This is a genomic window from Modestobacter sp. URMC 112 (genome assembly GCF_053502575.1).
The window spans coordinates 2,955,480-2,971,574 of the sequence record NZ_CP199957.1 but is presented as its reverse complement, the minus strand read 5'-3'; the positions used below and the strand labels follow the sequence as shown (position 1 = coordinate 2,971,574).

The window sequence follows — 16,095 nt, the reverse complement described above, 5'->3', positions numbered from 1 at the left end:
CACTGCCTTGCTCCGCACCCACGACGCCGGCGCGCTGCGCGCGACCGACGCCGGCTCCACGGTCACCCTCTCCGGCTGGGTCGCCCGCCGGCGTGACCACGGCGGGGTCGTGTTCCTCGACCTGCGCGACGCCTCGGGTTACGCCCAGGTCGTCGTCCGCGAGGAGGAGGCGCACGCGCTGCGCAACGAGTACTGCGTGCTCGTCACCGGAGAGGTGCAGCGCCGGCCGGCGGGCAACGAGAACCCGGAGCTGCCCACCGGTGAGATCGAGGTGGTGGCCGCGACGCTGCAGGTGCTGTCGTCGGCCGCGCCGCTGCCCTTCCCGATCGAGACGGCGCAGGCCGCCGGGGACGACGTCCGGTACAAGTACCGCTACCTGGACCTGCGCCGGCAGGGCCCGGCCGCGGCGCTGCGGCTGCGCAGCGAGGTGAACCGGATCGCCCGCGGCGTCATGGCCGGGCACGGGTTCACCGAGGTCGAGACCCCGTCGCTGACCCGCTCCACCCCCGAGGGCGCGCGGGACTTCGTCGTCCCGGTGCGGTTGCAGCCGGGGCACTGGTACGCGCTGCCGCAGTCGCCGCAGCTGTTCAAGCAGCTGCTGATGATCGGCGGCCTGGAGCGCTACTACCAGATCGCCCGCTGCTTCCGGGACGAGGACTTCCGCGCCGACCGGCAGCCGGAGTTCACCCAGCTGGACTTCGAGATGAGCTTCGTCGACCGGGACGACGTGCTGGCCGTGGCCGAGGACGTCATCCGCGCCCTGTGGCGCGAGCTCGCCTCCTACGAGGTCCCGGAGATCCCGCGGATGACCTACCGGGAGGCGATGGACCGGTTCGGCTCGGACAAGCCGGACCTGCGCTTCGGCATCGAGCTGACCGAGCTCACCGCCTACTTCGCCGACACGCCGTTCCGGGTGTTCCAGGCCCCCTACGTCGGGGCGATCGTGATGCCCGGCGGCGGGTCGCAGCCCCGGCGGGCCTTCGACGCCTGGCAGGACTGGGCCCGCTCCCGCGGCTACAAGGGGCTGGCCTACGTCACCGTCGCCGAGGACGGCACGCTGGGCGGGCCGGTGTCGAAGAACATCTCCGACGCCGAGCGCGCCGGGCTGGTCGAGGCCGTGGGCGCCGCGCCGGGGGACTGCGTCTTCTTCGCCGCCGGACCCCGCCGTCCGGCGCAGGAGCTGCTCGGCGCCGCCCGCAACGAGATCGCCCGGCGGCTGGAGCTCATCGAGCCGGGCTCGTGGTCGTTCCTGTTCGTCGTCGACTTCCCCATGTTCGAGGAGACCGAGGACGGCGACTGGACCTTCATGCACCACCCCTTCACCTCGCCCACCCCCGAGTGGCGCGACCGGTTCAGCGAGGACAGGGGCGGGGCGCTGTCGGACGCCTACGACCTGGTCTGCAACGGCAACGAGCTGATGAGCGGGTCGGTCCGCATCCACGACGCCGACCTGCAGGAGCGGGTGTTCGAGACGCTCGGGATGTCGCGCGAGGAGGCCCGGGAGCGGTTCGGGTTCTTCCTGGAGGCCTTCGCCTACGGCCCGCCGCCGCACGCCGGCGCCGCGATCGGCTGGGACCGCACCTGCGCGCTGCTGTCCGGGGTGGACTCGATCCGCGAGGTGATCGCCTTCCCCAAGACCGGCGCCGGCTTCGACCCGCTGACCGGCGCGCCGACGCCGATCACCGCGGCGCAGCGCAAGGAGTCCGGCATCGACGTGGTGCCCGACGCGCCGCCGCTGCCCGGCCAGCCCGGCGCGCCCGGCCCCACTTCGCCGTCCCCGAGTTGATCATCGGCTCGTTGCCCGGTGCCGCGGCGAGCCGTGGCGTGTCCCTGGCAACGAGTCGATGATCAACACTCGCCGGGTCGCCATCCCCGGCTGACCAGGGCCCGACGGGTCCGCTCCACGACCACCTGTGGGCGGGCGAGGTGCCGGTCGGCGAACCGCAGCACCAGCCAGCCGTCCGCGCCCATCAGCGAGTACCGGTCGACGTCGCGGCGGAACTGCTCTCTCCCGGCATGCTGGCGGCCCTCGTACTCCAGCAGCACCTTCCAGCGTCGGTAGCCCAGGTCGCCGTGGACCACCTCCTGGCCCCGTCGGCCGAGCAGAGGAACCTGTGGTTCGGGATCGGGCAGGTCGCTGACGACCAGCCAGTACCGCAGGAGGCTCTCCGGCCGGGACTGCGCCAGCGGGGTGAGCAACGGTGCGCAGGCCCGGGCCCGCACCACGCCACGGACCCGCTCGGCCCGAGCCAGCCGCGCGCCGAGACGCACGTCGTCGAGGTGCTCGTACCGCCACAGCGCGTCGCCGACCGCGACCAGGTCCTGCGGCGGGAGGACGGCGGCGAGGTCGAGGAACGTCTGTGCCCCCGAGGTGATCCGGAGCCCGCGGTGCCGGACCACGTCACCGGGTCCGAGCCGGCGGCTGTGCACCCTCAGCCCGGCATGCTGGGGCAGCACCCGGCGAGGCGTCAGAGCCACCTGCAGCCGCGGCGGCTCGGCCAGTGGTGCGCCGAGCAGTACGGCCGCGGTGGCGCCGCTGAAGGCGCTGCCTGCAGGGAGGACGTCGGCCCACGCGGCGCAGCGGGTGAGCAGGTCCGGCTCGGCGGACCGGGACAGGTAGAGCCCGCGCCCGAGTCGGACGCCGTCCTGGCCGACCTGTCGCCGGGTGACGCCGGCGGACCGCGCCGCCGTCCAGGTGTAGCTCGCCGGGAGGGGGATGCCGTCCACCCGGCGAGCGTCGACCGGCGGGCATCGGCCGCCCAGCGGGTCAGGCGTTCTGTGGAGGGCCTGGTCCGCTGTGGATGCAGCGAGGCTGACCCTCGACCTCAGCGTTGATCATCGCCTCGTTGCCAGGGGAGCGGCGTGTCCGCCCGTGTTGCCGGCAACGAGACGATGATCAACTGGGCCGGGGGGCTGGGGGCCCTATGCCGCGTCCAGGCGGGCGAGCTGGTCGGCCGTGAGGGTCAGGTCCGCGCCGGCCGCCGAGTCCTCGATCGACGCCGCCCGCGACGCCCCCGGGATGGGCAGGACGACGTCGGCCTGCGCCAGGTGCCAGGCCACCGTCACCCGGTACACCGACACCCCGAGCTCCTCGGCGACCGCGGCGAAGGCCCCGGCGGTGGCGTCCAGCGACTTGGCGGCCGAGACCCCGCCGAACGGGCTCCACGGCAGGAACGCCAGGCCGTGCCGCGCGCAGTGCGCCAGCTCCCCGGCCGAGGAGCGGAAGCGGGGCGAGAACTCGTTCTGCACGCTCACCAGGGCGTCGCCGACGATGGCGCGCGCGGCGTCGATCTGGCCGACGTCGGCGTTGGAGATGCCGACCATCCGGACCAGCCCGGCGTCGGCCAGCTCGCGCAGCGCGCCCATCGACTCCTCCCACGACGTGGCCGGGTCGGGCCGGTGGAACTGGTACAGCCCGATCGCGTCGACGCCGAGCCGGCGCAGCGACGCCTCGCAGGCCCGCCGCAGGTACGCCGGCGTCCCGTCCAGCTCCCAGTCCGCGCCCCGCCGGGTATGCCCGCCCTTGGTGGCCACCAGGACGGCGGAGGTGTCCCCGCCGTAGGAGGCCAGCGCCCGGGCGACGAGCGACTCGTTGTGGCCGAACTCGGCCTCCGAGTGGGCGTAGGCGTCCGCGGTGTCGATCAGCGTGACCCCGGCGTCCAGCGCGGCGTGCACCACGGCCTCGGCGTCGGCGGGGGAGGGCCGGTCCTCCTTCGAGGACAGCGGCATGGCGCCGAGCCCGACCGCTCCCACCTCGATCCGGCCGACGGTGTCGTTGCCGATGGTGCGCTGCTGCACGGGGACCTCCAGGTGGACGGATCGGACAGAGCCGTCGTGCCCCGCGGGTAGCGTCGCAACCGTGAGCGGACAGGGGCGTGAGCATCGCAGGGAGCGCCAGCGACCGAGGAGCGGAGCGCCCCGCGGAAGCGAACGACGGACACCGTGAGCACGCTCTTCGACGCGGCGCCGGAGGAGCAGCCGTCGGCGCAGTCGGTCGACCCGGGGGCGCCGCTGGCGGTCCGGATGCGCCCGCGCGCGCTCGACGAGGTGGTCGGCCAGCAGCACCTGCTCGGGCCCCGCGCTCCGCTGCGCCGGCTGGTCGAGGCCGACGAGCCGATGTCGCTGGTGCTCTACGGCCCGCCGGGCACCGGCAAGACGACGCTGGCGCACGTCATCTCGCTGGCCACCAAGCGGCAGTTTGTGCAGCTGTCCGCGCTGGACGCCGGGGTGAAGGAGGTCCGCGCGGTCATCGCGTCGGCCAAGCGGGAGCTCACCTCCGCCGGCCGGCGCACCGTGCTGTTCATCGACGAGGTGCACCGGTTCTCCAAGACCCAGCAGGACTCCCTGCTGTCCGCAGTCGAGGACCGGATCGTCAGCCTGATCGCCGCCACCACCGAGAACCCGTTCTTCTCCGTGGTCAGCCCGCTGCTGTCCCGCAGCCTCGTGCTGGCCCTGCAGCCGCTGTCCGACGACGACGTCCGGGCGGTGCTGCGCCGCGCGCTGACCAGCGACCGCGGCCTGGACGGCGCGGTGACGCTCACCGAGGAGGCCGAGGAGCACCTGCTCCGGGTGGCCGGCGGCGACGCCCGCAAGGCCCTGACCGCGCTGGAGTCCGGCGCCGGCGCGGCCCGCGCCGCCGGCGGCACGGTGCTGGACCTCGCCACCCTGGAGACGGCGGTCGCCCAGGCCGCCGTCCGCTACGACCGGCAGGGCGACCAGCACTACGACGTGGCGAGCGCGCTGATCAAGTCCATCCGGGGCAGCGACGTCGACGCCGCGCTGCACTACCTGGCACGGATGGTCTCGGCGGGGGAGGACCCCCGGTTCATCGCCCGCCGGCTGGTCATCTCCGCCAGCGAGGACATCGGCATGGCCGACCCGACCGCGCTGCTCGCCGCGGTGGCCGCCGCCGATGCGGTGGCGTTCATCGGCATGCCCGAGGGGCACTTCCCGCTCGCCCAGGCCGTCGTCCACCTGGCCACCGCGCCGAAGTCCAACGCCGTGACCGTGGGCATCAGCGAGTCGATGGCCGACGTGCGCGCCGGGCTGGCCGGCCCGGTGCCCCCCGGCCTGCGGGACGCGCACTACCCGGGGGCGGGGAAGCTCGGCCACGGGAAGACCTACGCCTATCCGCACGACCACCCCGACGGCGTGCTGCCCCAGCAGTACCCGCCCGACGCGCTGGTCGGCCGGGACTACTACCGGCCCACCGGCCGGGGCGTGGAGGCCCAGCTCACCGCCCGGGTGGCCAAGCTCCGGGCGATCGTGCGCCGCCGCCGCTGAGCCGCCCCTCCAGCCGCCCCTCTGGCCGCCCCTCCAGCCGCCCCGGGCGCGCCCCGCGGCATCGCGGACGACGACCGCCGGTGGCCCGACTAGTGTTGCCGCGACCGCCCGGGACCCCGGCGGGGAGTCCAGAGACGGCACGCCGGACCACGGCGGCGCCAACCCAGAGGAGTGCACGCGTGTCCGCAGGAGAGTGGGCCGGGCTGATCGCAGCCGTCGCCTTGGTGCTGCTGGTGGTCCTGCTGGCGGTGCCGCTGCTCAAGCTCGGCCGCACCCTGGACGAGGCCACGCTGACCATCCGCCAGGCCCGGGAGCAGGCCATGCCGATCCTCGGCCAGGCGTCCACGACGGTGGCCCACGTCAACTCCAACCTGGAGCGGGTCGACGACATCACCGGCAACGCCGCGAACGTGTCGAGCAACGTGGCCGCGCTGACCAGCGTCGTGGCCGCCACCATCGGCAGCCCGCTGATCAAGGTCGCCGCCTTCAGCTACGGCGTGCGCAGCGCCACCCGCAAGAAGCGTGAGGGCCAGGCGATCGCCGAGTCCAACGCCGCGGTGAAGGCCGACCGGCGCGCCCGTCGTGCGGCTCGGCGGGCCGCCTGATGCGCCGGCTGTTCTGGCTGGCCATGGGCATCACCATCGGCGCGCTCGTCGTCCGCAAGCTCAGCCGCGCCGCGGAGAAGCTGACCCCGCAGGGGATCGCCGCCCAGCTGGTCGACGGGCTGCGCGAGCTGGCCGATGCGATCGGTGACTTCGGCGCCGACGTGCGTGCCGCGGCCGCCGCCCGCGAGGCGGAGCTGCGGGCCGGCACCGGGCTGGACGCGCCGCTGCCCGAGCGCGACCAGACCGCGCTCCCCGGCCGTCGCGGCGCCCACGCCGCCGACGGCTGAGCCTCCCCACCCACCCCACGCTGCGGACGCGGGCCGACCTCCGCCGGAGCTGCCCAGCACCCGCTCGACCCGAGACCGAGCCCTGATGCAGACCGCCGAGATCCGCCGCCGCTTCCTCGACCACTTCGAGCAGCGGGGGCACACCGTCGTCCCCAGCGCCTCGCTGGTGTCGCCCGACCCCACCCTGCTGTTCACCGTGGCCGGGATGGTGCCGTTCATCCCGTACCTGACCGGCCGGGAGCCCGCCCCCTACCCGCGGGCCACCAGCGTGCAGAAGTGCGTGCGCACCCTCGACATCGAGGAGGTGGGCAAGACCACCCGGCACGGCACGTTCTTCCAGATGAACGGCAACTTCTCCTTCGGCGACTACTTCAAGGCCGAGGCGATCCGCTTCGCCTGGGAGCTGGTCACCAACGACGTCGCGGACGGCGGCCTGGGCTTCGACCCGGAGCGGATCTGGCCGACGGTCTACCTCGACGACGACGAGGCCTTCGACGCCTGGCGCGGCTACGTCCCGGCCGAGCGCATCCAGCGCCGCGGCAAGGAGGACAACTACTGGCACACCGGCGCCCCGGGCCCGGCGGGCCCGTGCTCGGAGATCCACTACGACCGCGGCCCGGAGTACGGCCCGGGCGGGGGACCCGAGGCCGACCCGACCGGTGACCGGTACCTGGAGATCTGGAACCTCGTCTTCATGCAGTACGAGCGGGGTCCGGGGGAGGGCAAGGAGTTCCCCATCCTCGGCGAGCTGCCGAAGAAGAACATCGACACCGGCATGGGCCTGGAGCGGGTGGCCTACCTCCTGCAGGGCGTCGACAACATGTACGAGATCGACGAGGTGGCGCCGGTGCTGCGCCGGGCCACCGAGCTCGCCGGCGTGCGGTACGGCGCCGACCACGAGGCCGACGTCCGGCTGCGGGTGGTGGCCGACCACGTCCGGTCCGGGCTGATGCTCATCGGCGACGGCGTCACACCGGGCAACGAGGGCCGCGGCTACATCCTGCGCAGGCTGCTGCGCCGCGCCGTCCGCTCGATGAAGCTGCTCGGCGTCGACGAGGCCACGCTGCCCGAGCTGCTGCCGGTCTCCCGGGACGCGATGAGCGCCAGCTACCCCGAGCTCGGCACCGACTTCGCCCGCATCTCCGGCATCGCGTACGCCGAGGAGGAGGCCTTCCGGCGCACCCTCACCGCGGGGACGGCGCTGTTCGACACCGCCGTCGGGCAGGCCAAGCAGGCGACCCCGGACACCCCGACGCTGTCGGGCACCCAGGCGTTCTCGCTGCACGACACCTACGGCTTCCCGATCGACGTCACCCTGGAGATGGCCGCCGAGCAGGGCGTCACCGTCGACGAGGAGGGCTTCCGCGCCCTGATGAAGGAGCAGCGGGACCGCGCCCGCGCCGACGCCCGCGCCAAGCGCACCGGGTCGGTGGACGTGCTGGCCTACCGGCGGCTGCTCGCCGAGCACGGGCCGACGGACTGGCAGGCCTACTCGACCCTGCGCACCGACTCCCGGGTGCTCGGCCTCGTCGACGAGGACGAGGACGGGACCAGCGGGGACCAGGCCGACCCGGTCGCCGGACCCGGCTCGGTCACCCGGGTGGTGCTGGACCGGACGCCGTTCTACGCCGAGTCCGGCGGCCAGGTCGCCGACGCCGGCGAGCTGGCCTGGGACGGCGGCCGCGCCGAGGTCCTCGACGTGCAGCGGCCGGTCAAGGGCCTGGTGGTCCACCAGGTGCGGGTGCTCGACGGCGAGCTGCGCACCGGCAGCGAGCTCACCGCCCAGGTGGACCGCGAGTGGCGGCTGTCGGCCTGCCAGGCGCACTCGGGCACCCACGTGGTGCACGCCGCGCTGCGCCAGGTCCTCGGCCCGCAGGCGCTGCAGTCCGGGTCCTACAACCGGCCCGGCTACCTGCGGCTGGACTTCGCCTGGCAGGGGGCGCTCACCGCCCAGCAGCGCACCGACATCGAGGACGTCGCCAACGCCGCCGTCCGCGCCGACCACGGCGTGCGGGCGCTCTACATGACCTTGCCGGAGGCGCGTGACTTCGGTGCCCTGGCGCTGTTCGGCGAGACCTACGGCGAGCAGGTGCGCGTCGTGGAGATCGGCGGCGAGTGGTCCCGGGAGCTGTGCGGTGGCACCCACGTGCGCGGCAGCTCCCAGATCGGCACGCTGGCGCTGACCGGCGAGAGCTCGGTCGGGTCCGGCTCCCGGCGGGTCGAGGCCGCGGTCGGGCTGGAGGGCTTCCGCTACCTGGCCCGCGAGCGCGACCTGGTCCGGCAGCTGGCCGACCTGCTCAAGACCCCGCAGGACGGCATCGTCGACCGGGTCAGCGGCATGCTCGCCCGGCTGCGGGACGCCGACCGCGAACTGGCCGACCTGCGCGCCCGGCAGACCCTGGCCGCCGCCGGGGAGCTGGCCGCCGGCGCCCGGGACGTCGGCGGGGTGGCGGTGGTGACCGCCGCGCCGGCCGGCCTGTCCGGTGGGGACCTCCGCGGGCTGGCCCTGGACGTGCGCGGGCGGCTGGGGGAGCGGCCCGCCGCCGTCGTCCTCGCGTCCGCCTCGGACGGCAAGGTGGCGCTGATCGCGGCGCTCAACCCCGCCGCGCAGCAGCGGGGGCTGTCGGCCAACGACCTGCTCAAGGCCGCCGCCCCACCCGTCGGCGGGCGCGGTGGGGGCAAGCCGGACGTCGCGCAGGGCGGCGGCACCGACCCCGCCGGCATCCCGGCGGCCCTCGCGGCCGCCGAGCAGGCGATCGGCGCGGCCGCCGGGTGACCAGGCGGGGGGGCTGCCGGCGCGGCGGCGGTGACCGGCGCCGGGACGACGGCGACGACGATGCCGCCGTCCACTGGACGGCGGAACACCTGATCACCGACGATGGGCGCTGAACACGGGTCCGGGACCGGCCGCGAGCCCGCGGGCGGTCCCCCCGGTGACCGGGGCCCCGGCCGGCGGCTGGGGGTGGACGTCGGCACGGTGCGCGTCGGCGTGGCCCTGTCCGACGCCCTCGGCATCCTCGCCAGCCCCCTGGTGACGCTGCGCCGGGCGAAGGACGAGAGCGACCTGGACCAGCTGGCCGGGCTGGTTGTGACACACGAGGTGGTCGAGGTGGTGGTGGGATTGCCGAGGCACCTGTCCGGAGCGTCGGGCGCGTCGGCAAGAGATGCCAGCACATACGCTGCCGCCTTGACCAGCCGTATCGGGGACGTCCCGGTACACCTCGTCGACGAAAGGCTCTCCACCGTGACCGCAGCCAGTCATCTGCGAGCAGGCGGCATCGACAGCCGCCGGCAGCGCGCGGTGATCGACCAGGCGGCCGCCGTGGTCATCCTGCAGACGTACCTGGACGGTCGCCCCCGCTCGGGTGGGAGTTCCCGGTGACCGGCCCCGCGGACCGGCGGCCGGGCCGGCACTCGTCGCCGGACACCGACGCGGGCTCCGGGCCCTCGGCCGCCGAGCTCCGGGCCGGCTGGGCCCAGGACCGCTCGCGCCGCGGCAGCACCGCCGTCACCGAGCAGCCCGCCCGCACCGCCGGCCGCGCCCCCGGCGCGGACCGCCGCCGCCGCGCCACCGACCCGCCGCCGGCGCAGACCCCGGCCGACCCGTCCGCGGTCCCGGCGCCCCGGGCGTCCGAGCTGCGCACCGCGGAGATGCGCGCCGTGCCGATCACGCCGCCGCGCGTGCCCTCGACCCGCCCCGGCGCCGACCGCCCGACCGCTGGCCGGCCGGGCGCCCGCCCCGCCGGCAGCCGGCCGTCCGCCGAGCGGCCGGCCGCTCCCGAGCGTCCGCTGACCGGCCGCTCCTCGATCGCCCGGCCCGCTCCCGACCGGGTCTCGCCGGCGCCGTGGACGACGCTGGACCGGGAGGTGGAGCGGTTCGCCGACGACGAGACCGCCCCCGGCACGTCCTCGGGTGCCCGCCGCCCGCTGCTGGGCGGCCGGCGCACCTCCGACGCCGCCGGCGCCACCGCCGTGGTCACCCCGGCCGGTGCGTCACCGCTGGCCGCCGCGCTCGCCGCGCTCGACGCGCGGCACTCCGCGGACGACGAGCGGTACGACGGGCACGCGGCCGAGCAGCACGACGGGCGCTACGACGAGCGCTACGACGGGCGCTACGACGAGCGCTACGACGGCCGGTTCGACGAGCATGACGGCGTGGGCCACGACGATCTGCACGACCGGTACGACGACGAGCCCCGCGACGAGCACTCCGGCGGCCCCCACGACGACCACCGTGACGGCCCCCTCGACGGGCACTCCGACGACTGGCACGACGAGCACCCCGTGGGCGTCTTCGACCAGACCGGCGGCCTCGAGCTCGTCGTCGAGGACGACGACCACCACGACGACCACCACGACCTGCCGCCCGGCGGCGGTCGCCGCCGCGGCCGGCGTGACCGCGGGCCCCGGCGGCGCCGACGTCCCCTCGCGATCGTGCTCTCGCTGCTCGTGCTGGCCGGCCTGGTCGGCGGCATCGTCGTCGGCGGGCAGGCACTGCTGCGGATGGTCAACCCGGTCGCCGAGGACTTCACCGGCGCCGGCACCGGCAGCGCGGACGTCCGGATCAACAGCGGGGACAGCCTGCGCACCATCGCCGCCCACCTCGTCGAGGCCGGGGTGATCGCCTCGACCGAGCCGTTCCTGGACGCCGCCGAGGCGAACTCGGCCGCGGAGGGCATCCAGCCCGGCGTCTACGCCATGCGCACGGAGATGTCCGGCCAGGCCGCGCTGGACCTGCTGCTGCAGCCCGCCACCCGGCAGGTCACCCGGGTCACCGTGCCCGAGGGCCAGACGGTGGCCCAGGTGCTGCAGCGGCTGGCCGAGGAGACCGGCACCCCGCTGGCCGACCTGCAGGCCGTCGCGGCCGCCCCCGCGGAGCTCGGCCTGCCGCCGTACGCGAACGGGCTGCTCGAGGGCTTCCTGTTCCCGGCCACCTACGACGTCGAGCCCGACACCACCCCGGCGGACATGCTGCGGCCGATGGTCGCCCGGACCGTCCAGGTCCTGGACCAGCTGCAGATCCCGGTGGAGCAGCGGCTCACCGTGCTGACCAAGGCGAGCATCGTGCAGGCCGAGTCGGGCACCGTGGAGCAGATGGGCAAGGTGGCCCGGGTCCTGGAGAACCGGCTGGCCGAGGGCATGCCGCTGCAGCTGGACACCACGGTCAACTACGCCAACGGCAAGTCCGGGATCACCACCACCCCCGAGGACCGGGCGAACCCTTCGCCGTACAACACCTACGCCAACCCCGGCCTGCCGCCCGGCGCCATCGACAACCCCGGGGAGGAGGCGCTGCGCGCGGTGCTGAACCCGACCCCCGGGCCGTGGCGGTTCTTCGTGGTGGTCGACCCGGACACCGGCCAGACCGAGTTCGCCGAGACCGCCGAGCAGCACCAGCAGAACGTGCTGGTCTTCCAGCAGTGGCTGCGGGAGAACCCGGGCGGATGAGCCCGGTCGCCCGTCCCGGCTCCAGCGGGCCGGTGCCGGCGTGAGGGCCGCGGTCCTCGGCCGCCCGGTCTCCCACTCGCTCTCCCCGGTGATGCACCGCGCCGCGTACAGCGCGCTCGGGCTCACCGACTGGACCTACGACGCGCTGGACGTCGGGGCCGAGGACGTCCCCGACCTGCTGGCCGGCCTCGGCCCGGAGTGGCGCGGCTTCTCGGTCACCATGCCCTGCAAGCAGGCCGCGGTGCGGGTCGCCGACACCGTCGAGCCGCTGCCCCGGCTGCTCGGCGCCGCCAACACCCTGGTCCGGACCGGCGCCGGGTGGCGGGCGGAGAACACCGACGTCCACGGCGTCGGCATGGCCCTGCAGCTGGGCGGGGTGGAGCAGGTCGAGCACGCCGCCGTCCTGGGCGCCGGGGGGACGGCGGCCGCGGCCGCCGCCGCGCTGGCCTCGCTCGGTGCCCGCCAGGTCGACGTCCTGGTGCGCGACCCGGCCCGTGCCCGCGACCTGCTCGCGGTGCTGGAGGTGCTGGACGTGCGGGCCACGGTCTCCGCGCTGGACGCCGGCCCGGTGGCGGCGCCGGTCGTGGTGAGCACCGTGCCGGTGGACGGGCAGCCGGCCGTGGCCGCGCTGGGCTGGCGGTCCGGGCAGACCGTGCTCGACGTCCTCTACGCCGGCTGGCCCACCCCGCTGGCCGCCCGGGTCCAGGCCGCCGGCGGTACGGTGATCAGCGGCCTGGAGGTGCTGTTCTGGCAGGCCACCCTGCAGGTGGAGCTGATGACCGGACACCCGGCGCCGATCGCGGCGATGCGGGCCGCGCTCGGCCGCTGAGCACCGGCCGCGGGTGACCGCCGTCCTGCCCGTCGCCGCCGGAGTTCTCGGGCTGGCGCTCGGCCCCTGGCTGGCCGCGGTCACCGTGCGGCTGGCCACCCGGGACGACGGCGCCCGGCCCTCCCGCCGCCGGGTGGGCGCCACGACGGTGCTCACCGCCGCCGCCCTCGCCGCCGCGGCCGTGCCGACCGGTCCCCGGCCCGCCGCGGCGGCGCTGCTGTGGCTGGCCGGCGCCGCAGTCGTCCTCGCCGGGGTGGACCTGGCCGGCCACCGGCTGCCCGACCGGGTGACGTTCCCCGCCGCGGCGGTGTGCGGCGCGGCGCTGCTCGTCGACGCCGCGGTCGCCGGCAGCTGGCCGGCGCTGCTGCGCGCGGTCGCCGCCGCGGCGGTCGCCGGCGGCCTCGCCGCCGGCGCGGCCGCGGTCAGTCCCACGGGGCTGGGCTTCGGCGACGTGAAGCTGCTGGGCCTGCTCGGCCTGGTGCTCGGCTGGGCCGGGTGGGGGGTGCTGCTGGCCGGCGTCCTGGTCGGGCTGGTGCTCGGGGCAGTGGTCTCGCTGGTCCTGCTGGCCACCCGCCGGGCGGGCTGGCGGACCGCCGTCCCCCTCGGGCCGCCACTGCTCGCCGGCGCGGCGGTCGCGCTCGCCCTGGCCGGCCCGCTGCCAGGTACCCACTGAGGCGGCAGACCAAGGCCATGGTGGTCACTCCAGGACCGGCGCCTCGAACCCGGCGACAGCCTCGCCCGCTGCCCGGAGCCTGAAGGCCCCCGGCAGGGGCCCGCCGCGAGCCTGCGAGCGGTGGGGGGCAGGGGGTCCTCCTAGAATCGTCCGCATGTTGCGTTGGCTGACCGCAGGTGAGTCCCACGGTCAGCAGCTCACCGCCGTGCTGGACGGGATGCCGGCCGGGGTGGCGGTGCAGACCTCCGACGTCGACGAGCAGCTGGCCCGCCGGCGGCTCGGGCACGGCCGCGGCGCCCGGATGAGCTTCGAGGAGGACGTCGTCGCCCTCAGCGGCGGCGTCCGGCACGGGCGCACGCAGGGCGGGCCGATCGCCATCCAGGTGGGCAACACCGAGTGGCCCAAGTGGTCGACGGTGATGTCCCCCGACCCGGTCGACGCCGAGGTGCTGGCGGGCCAGGCCCGCAACGCCCCGCTCACCCGGCCGCGCCCCGGGCACGCCGACCTGGCGGGCATGCAGAAGTACGGCTTCGACGACGCCCGGCCCGTCCTCGAGCGCGCCAGCGCCCGGGAGACCGCCGCCCGGGTCGCGCTCGGCACGGTCGCCCGCGCCTTCCTGCACCAGGTCCTCGGCGTCCGGGTGGTCAGCCACGTCGTCGGCATCGGCCCGGTCACCGTCCCCGACGGGGTGCTGCCCGGCCCGGAGGACAACGACCGGATCGACGCCGACCCGGTGCGCTGCGCCGACCCGGCCACCAGCGAGCAGATGGTCGCCGAGGTCGACGACGCCCGGAAGAACGGCGACACCCTCGGCGGCGTCGTCGAGGTCGTCGTCCACGGCCTGCCGCCGGGCCTGGGCAGCCACGTGCACTGGGACCGCCGGCTGGACTCCCGGCTTGCCGCGGCGCTGATGGGCGTGCAGTCGGTGAAGGCGGTCGAGGTCGGCGACGGGCTGCAGACCGCCCGCCGGCGCGGCTCGGTCGCCCACGACGAGATGCGCCTGGCCGACGGGGCGATCGCCCGGGACACCGACCGGGCCGGCGGCATCGAGGGCGGCATGACCAACGGCGAGGCGCTGCGGGTGCGCGCCGCGATGAAGCCGATCAGCACCGTCCCCCGCGCCCTGGCCACCGTGGACGTCTCCACCGGCGAGGCGGCGGTGGCGATCAACCAGCGCAGCGACGCCTGCGCGGTGCCGCGCGGCAGTGTCGTGATGGAGGCGATGGTCGCCCTCGTGCTGGCCGACGCCGTGCTGGAGAAGTTCGGCGGCGACTCGGTGCCCGAGACGCGCCGGAACGTGCAGTCCTACCTGGACGCGCTGCCGTTCCCGGTCCGGCCCGGCGCCGGCTCCCGGTGAGCGCCGCCACCGGCCCGGTGCTGGTCCTGGTCGGGCCGCCGGCGTCGGGCAAGACCACGGTCGGGACGGCGGTCGCCGCCGCGCTCGGCGTGGACTTCCGGGACACCGACCACGACGTCGAGGCGGTCGCCGGCTGCACGGTCGCCGACCTCTTCGTGCAGCAGGGCGAGCCGCACTTCCGAGCGATGGAGGCGCTCGCGGTGGAACGCGCGCTGGCCGAGCACACCGGCGTGCTGGCCCTGGGCGGCGGGGCGGTGACCCAGGAACCCACCCGCCGGCTGCTGGTCGCGCACGGCCGGGCCGGGGGCACCGTCGTCTGGCTGGACGTCGACCTGCCGTCGGCCGCCCACCGGGTCGGGCTGTCCCGGGACCGGCCGATCCTCGGGGTCAACCCGCGGGCGATGCTGCGGCACATGCTCGCCGAACGGGCCCCGCTGTACGGCGAGGTGGCCACCCTGACCGTGCCCACCGGCAACCGGCCGCCCGAGGACGTGGTCGCCGAGGTGCTCGCCGCGCTGGGCGCCCGGTCCGGGGCGGGGTCGTGAGGGCGGAGCTGCACCGGGTCCCGGTCGCCGGCGACCGCCCCTACGACGTCGTGATCGGCCCCGGCGCCCAGATGGAGCTCGGCCTGGTGCTCGACGGCACGGCCCGGGCCGTCGTGGTGCACGCCCCGCCGCTGGCCGCGGCCGCGGGTGCCGCCGTGGAGACGCTGCAGCAGGCCGGGCTCGCGGCCGAGGCGCTCGTCGTCCCCGACGGCGAGGCGGCCAAGACCGCCGAGGTCGCCGCCGGCGCCTGGGAGGAGTTCGGCCGCCTGGGCCTCACCCGCTCCGACGCGGTCGTCGGGGTGGGCGGGGGAGCGGTCACCGACCTGGCCGGCTTCCTGGCCGCCACCTGGCTGCGCGGCGTCCGGGTGGTCCAGGTGCCCACCAGCCTGCTCGGCATGGTCGACGCCGCGGTCGGCGGCAAGACCGGCATCAACACCGCGGCCGGCAAGAACCTGGTCGGGGCCTTCCACCCGCCGGCCGCGGTGCTCGCCGACACCGACGCGCTGGCCGCCCTCCCCGAGGCCGAGTACCGGTCGGGCCTGGCCGAGGTGGTCAAGTGCGGCTTCATCGCCGACCCGCGGGTGCTGGACCTGCTCGAGGCCGACCCCGCTGGGCGGGCGGACACCGCCGAGCTGATCACCCGGGCGGTGCAGGTCAAGGCCGACGCGGTCGGCGAGGACCTCTACGACACCGGCCGGCGGGAGTTCCTGAACTACGGGCACACCCTGGGCCACGCCATCGAGCGGGTCGAGGACTTCGGCTGGCGGCACGGCGAGGCGGTCGCGGTCGGCCTGGTCTTCGCCGCCGAGCTCGCGGTGCAGGCCGGCCGGCTGTCCCGCGCCGAGGCCGACCGGCACCGGGAGCTCGTGGCCGCGCTGGGCCTGCCCACCACCTACCGCGGCGACTGGGCCCGGCTGCAGTCGGTGATGCGGATGGACAAGAAGGCCCGCGGCGCCTCCCTGCGCTTCGTCGTCCTGGACCGGATCGGCGCCCCGGCCATCCTCACCGACCCCGACCAGGCCTGGCTGGACGCCGCCTGGGCGGCCGTCTCCGGAAGCGAGTGACTCC

Annotated in this window: 14 protein-coding genes; 12 read left to right on the top strand and 2 right to left on the bottom strand. The window is 75.9% G+C overall.

Features of this window, described 5'->3' with window-relative positions:
* The first annotated feature begins 7 nt into the window (after positions 1-7).
* Positions 8-1,786: an aspartate--tRNA ligase gene (gene aspS, locus ACWIX6_RS13935; RefSeq protein ID WP_448613027.1), complete on the top strand. Its 1,779-nt coding sequence runs from the start codon at positions 8-10 to the stop codon at positions 1,784-1,786.
* 62 nt (positions 1,787-1,848) lie between these two features.
* On the opposite strand, the gene ACWIX6_RS13930 is transcribed toward aspS, so the two are convergent.
* The gene (locus ACWIX6_RS13930) at positions 1,849-2,727 is read right to left on the bottom strand and encodes a DUF559 domain-containing protein (RefSeq protein ID WP_448613026.1); all 879 of its coding nucleotides are present in this window, start codon (positions 2,725-2,727) and stop codon (positions 1,849-1,851) included.
* 195 nt (positions 2,728-2,922) lie between these two features.
* Entirely contained in the window at positions 2,923-3,798 is an 876-nt protein-coding gene (locus ACWIX6_RS13925; RefSeq protein ID WP_448613025.1) for an aldo/keto reductase, read from the bottom strand.
* A 144-nt stretch (positions 3,799-3,942) separates the two neighbouring features.
* On the opposite strand from ACWIX6_RS13925, the gene ACWIX6_RS13920 reads away from it, so the two are divergent.
* The 11 genes from ACWIX6_RS13920 (at position 3,943) to aroB (ending at position 16,091) form a co-directional block, all read left to right on the top strand.
* Positions 3,943-5,283, top strand: coding sequence for a replication-associated recombination protein A (locus tag ACWIX6_RS13920; protein WP_448613024.1), 1,341 nt, complete (start codon positions 3,943-3,945; stop codon positions 5,281-5,283).
* A 179-nt stretch (positions 5,284-5,462) separates the two neighbouring features.
* Complete coding sequence (locus ACWIX6_RS13915) at positions 5,463-5,888, top strand: DUF948 domain-containing protein (protein ID WP_448613023.1); 426 nt, start codon at positions 5,463-5,465, stop codon at positions 5,886-5,888.
* Positions 5,888-6,175 (top strand): hypothetical protein, encoded by a 288-nt coding sequence (locus ACWIX6_RS13910; protein WP_448613022.1) that lies wholly within the window; start codon positions 5,888-5,890, stop codon positions 6,173-6,175. Before ACWIX6_RS13915 ends, ACWIX6_RS13910 begins: the two co-directional genes overlap by 1 nt.
* Positions 6,176-6,260: 85 nt before the next feature.
* Positions 6,261-8,951 carry an alanine--tRNA ligase gene (alaS, locus tag ACWIX6_RS13905; RefSeq protein WP_448613021.1) on the top strand — a complete coding sequence of 897 codons (2,691 nt, stop codon included), beginning with the start codon at positions 6,261-6,263 and terminating at the stop codon, positions 8,949-8,951.
* Positions 8,952-9,137: 186 nt separating this feature from the next.
* Positions 9,138-9,557 (top strand): Holliday junction resolvase RuvX, encoded by a 420-nt coding sequence (ruvX, locus tag ACWIX6_RS13900; RefSeq protein WP_448613020.1) that lies wholly within the window; start codon positions 9,138-9,140, stop codon positions 9,555-9,557.
* Complete coding sequence (gene mltG / locus ACWIX6_RS13895) at positions 9,554-11,623, top strand: endolytic transglycosylase MltG (RefSeq protein WP_448613019.1); 2,070 nt, start codon at positions 9,554-9,556, stop codon at positions 11,621-11,623. The genes ruvX and mltG overlap by 4 nt, the downstream gene beginning before the upstream one ends.
* A 40-nt stretch (positions 11,624-11,663) precedes the next feature.
* Positions 11,664-12,452 (top strand): shikimate dehydrogenase, encoded by a 789-nt coding sequence (locus ACWIX6_RS13890; RefSeq protein ID WP_448613018.1) that lies wholly within the window; start codon positions 11,664-11,666, stop codon positions 12,450-12,452.
* A gap of 13 nt (positions 12,453-12,465) precedes the next feature.
* On the top strand, positions 12,466-13,125 hold the full coding sequence (locus ACWIX6_RS13885) for a prepilin peptidase (protein WP_448613017.1): 660 nt from the start codon (positions 12,466-12,468) through the stop codon (positions 13,123-13,125).
* 154 nt (positions 13,126-13,279) lie between these two features.
* A complete protein-coding gene (gene aroC / locus ACWIX6_RS13880) occupies positions 13,280-14,482 on the top strand; it encodes a chorismate synthase (protein ID WP_448613016.1) in 1,203 nt (400 codons plus the stop codon).
* On the top strand, positions 14,479-15,027 hold the full coding sequence (locus ACWIX6_RS13875; protein ID WP_448613015.1) for a shikimate kinase: 549 nt from the start codon (positions 14,479-14,481) through the stop codon (positions 15,025-15,027). The genes aroC and ACWIX6_RS13875 overlap by 4 nt, the downstream gene beginning before the upstream one ends.
* Positions 15,024-16,091: a 3-dehydroquinate synthase gene (gene aroB, locus ACWIX6_RS13870; protein WP_448613014.1), complete on the top strand. Its 1,068-nt coding sequence runs from the start codon at positions 15,024-15,026 to the stop codon at positions 16,089-16,091. Before ACWIX6_RS13875 ends, aroB begins: the two co-directional genes overlap by 4 nt.
* The last annotated feature ends 4 nt before the right edge of the window (positions 16,092-16,095 follow it).

Bases quoted from the DNA above. Each gene is read 5' to 3' on its own strand.
- ACWIX6_RS13910 (WP_448613022.1), top strand. From the start codon at position 5,888: ATGCGCCGGCTGTTCTGGCTGGCCATGGGCATCACCATCGGCGCGCTC.
- alaS (WP_448613021.1), top strand. From the start codon at position 6,261: ATGCAGACCGCCGAGATCCGCCGCCGCTTCCTCGACCACTTCGAGCAG.
- aroC (WP_448613016.1), top strand. From the start codon at position 13,280: ATGTTGCGTTGGCTGACCGCAGGTGAGTCCCACGGTCAGCAGCTCACC.